This window comes from Vibrio sp. D431a, from assembly GCF_030248655.1.
Lineage (GTDB): Bacteria > Pseudomonadota > Gammaproteobacteria > Enterobacterales > Vibrionaceae > Vibrio > Vibrio alginolyticus.
Genome location: NZ_JAHGAP010000026.1, coordinates 1 through 3162, shown reverse-complemented (window position 1 = coordinate 3162; position 3162 = coordinate 1). Strand labels below are relative to the sequence as shown.

2 rRNA genes are annotated in these 3162 nt (G+C 51.1%); both read right to left on the bottom strand.

The features are described from left to right. Positions 1 to 34: 34 nt before the first annotated feature. A 5S ribosomal RNA gene (gene rrf / locus KJB35_RS21395) occupies positions 35 to 151 on the bottom strand. 93 nt (positions 152 to 244) lie between these two features. Then, positions 245 to 3134, bottom strand: a 23S ribosomal RNA gene (locus tag KJB35_RS21390). Positions 3135 to 3162 lie beyond the last annotated feature (28 nt).

Genomic DNA, 3162 nt, shown 5'->3' with positions numbered 1-3162 from the left:
TGACTCGTCTGTATTCAGACAAGTCGGAAATAAAGCCTGGCGATGTCCTACTCTCACATGGGGAAGCCCCACACTACCATCGGCGCTATTTCGTTTCACTTCTGAGTTCGGCATGGAAGTCAGGTGGGTCCAAAACGCTATGGTCGCCAAGCAAATTCTTTAATCTGGAAAGCTGTTTTTTAATTCTCGTTCTTACACATTCAATGTTCTTTCATTGAGTCCATCAAAACCCCTTGGGTGTTGTATGGTTAAGCCTCACGGGCAATTAGTACAGGTTAGCTCAACGCCTCACAACGCTTACACACCCTGCCTATCAACGTCGTAGTCTACGACAACCCTTTAGGATACTTAAAGTATCAGGGAGAACTCATCTCAAGGCTCGCTTCCCGCTTAGATGCTTTCAGCGGTTATCGATCCCGAACTTAGCTACCGGGCAATGCGTCTGGCGACACAACCCGAACACCAGAGGTTCGTCCACTCCGGTCCTCTCGTACTAGGAGCAGCCCCTTTCAATTCTCCAACGCCCACGGCAGATAGGGACCGAACTGTCTCACGACGTTCTAAACCCAGCTCGCGTACCACTTTAAATGGCGAACAGCCATACCCTTGGGACCGACTTCAGCCCCAGGATGTGATGAGCCGACATCGAGGTGCCAAACACCGCCGTCGATATGAACTCTTGGGCGGTATCAGCCTGTTATCCCCGGAGTACCTTTTATCCGTTGAGCGATGGCCCTTCCATTCAGAACCACCGGATCACTATGACCTGCTTTCGCACCTGCTCGAATTGTCATTCTCGCAGTCAAGCGGGCTTATGCCATTGCACTAACCTCACGATGTCCAACCGTGATTAGCCCACCTTCGTGCTCCTCCGTTACGCTTTGGGAGGAGACCGCCCCAGTCAAACTACCCACCAGGCACTGTCCGCAACCCCGATTAGGGGTCAACGTTAGAACATCAACACTACAAGGGTGGTATTTCAAGGACGGCTCCACGCAATCTAGCGACTGCGCTTCAAAGCCTCCCACCTATCCTACACATGTAGGGTCAATGTTCAGTGCCAAGCTGTAGTAAAGGTTCACGGGGTCTTTCCGTCTAGCCGCGGGTACACTGCATCTTCACAGCGATTTCAATTTCACTGAGTCTCGGGTGGAGACAGCGTGGCCATCATTACGCCATTCGTGCAGGTCGGAACTTACCCGACAAGGAATTTCGCTACCTTAGGACCGTTATAGTTACGGCCGCCGTTTACCGGGGCTTCGATCAAGAGCTTCGACCGAAGTCTAACCCCATCAATTAACCTTCCGGCACCGGGCAGGCGTCACACCGTATACGTCATCTTGCGATTTTGCACAGTGCTGTGTTTTTAATAAACAGTTGCAGCCACCTGGTATCTGCGACTCTCAATAGCTCCATCCGCGAGGGACTTCACCGTCGAGAGCGTACCTTCTCCCGAAGTTACGGTACCATTTTGCCTAGTTCCTTCACCCGAGTTCTCTCAAGCGCCTTGGTATTCTCTACCCGACCACCTGTGTCGGTTTGGGGTACGATTCCTTACAATCTGAAGCTTAGAGGCTTTTCCTGGAAGCATGGCATCAATGACTTCACATCCGTAGATGCTCGACGTCGTGTCTCAGCCTTAAGAGAAACCGGATTTACCTAATTTCTCAGCCTACGCACTTGAACCTGGACAACCGTCGCCAGGCCCACCTAGCCTTCTCCGTCCCCCCATCGCAATTGTAAGAAGTACGGGAATATTAACCCGTTTCCCATCGACTACGCCTTTCGGCCTCGCCTTAGGGGTCGACTTACCCTGCCCCGATTAACGTTGGACAGGAACCCTTGGTCTTCCGGCGAGGAGGTTTTTCACCCCCTTTATCGTTACTCATGTCAGCATTCGCACTTCTGATACGTCCAGCATGCGTTACCACACACCTTCAACCGCTTACAGAACGCTCCCCTACCCAATATACAAAAGTACATTGCCGCAGCTTCGGTTTACTACTTAGCCCCGTTACATCTTCCGCGCAGGCCGACTCGACCAGTGAGCTATTACGCTTTCTTTAAATGATGGCTGCTTCTAAGCCAACATCCTGGCTGTCTGAGCCTTCCCACATCGTTTCCCACTTAGTAGTAATTTGGGACCTTAGCTGGCGGTCTGGGTTGTTTCCCTCTCCACGACGGACGTTAGCACCCGCCGTGTGTCTCCCGGATAGTACTTACTGGTATTCGGAGTTTGCAAAGGGTTGGTAAGTCGGGATGACCCCCTAGCCTTAACAGTGCTCTACCCCCAGTAGTATTCGTCCGAGGCGCTACCTAAATAGCTTTCGGGGAGAACCAGCTATCTCCAGGTTTGATTGGCCTTTCACCCCTAGCCACAAGTCATCCGCTAATTTTTCAACATTAGTCGGTTCGGTCCTCCAGTTGATGTTACTCAACCTTCAACCTGCCCATGGCTAGATCACCTGGTTTCGGGTCTATATCCAGAGACTGAACGCCCAGTTAAGACTCGGTTTCCCTACGGCTCCCCTAGATGGTTAACCTTGCCACTGAATATAAGTCGCTGACCCATTATACAAAAGGTACGCAGTCACAGGACAAGCCTGCTCCTACTGCTTGTACGTACACGGTTTCAGGTTCTATTTCACTCCCCTCACAGGGGTTCTTTTCGCCTTTCCCTCACGGTACTGGTTCACTATCGGTCAGTCAGTAGTATTTAGCCTTGGAGGATGGTCCCCCCATATTCAGACAGGATATCACGTGTCCCGCCCTACTCGATTTCACTGAACACACGTCGTCAACTACGGGACTATCACCCTGTATCGTCGGCCTTTCCAGGCTGTTCGTCTAACGCGTGTAAAGCTTAAGGGCTAGTCCAATTTCGCTCGCCGCTACTTTCGGAATCTCGGTTGATTTCTTTTCCTCGGGGTACTTAGATGTTTCAGTTCCCCCGGTTCGCCCTGTTGAGCTATGTATTCACTCAACAGTAATACCTTATGGTATTGGGTTTCCCCATTCGGAAATCCCAGACTCAAATGGTTTTTACTACCTAATCTGGGCTTATCGCAAGTTAATACGTCCTTCATCGCCTCTGACTGCCAAGGCATCCACCGTGTACGCTTAGTCACTTAACCATACAACCCGAAGGAGTTTCGAGTTGAT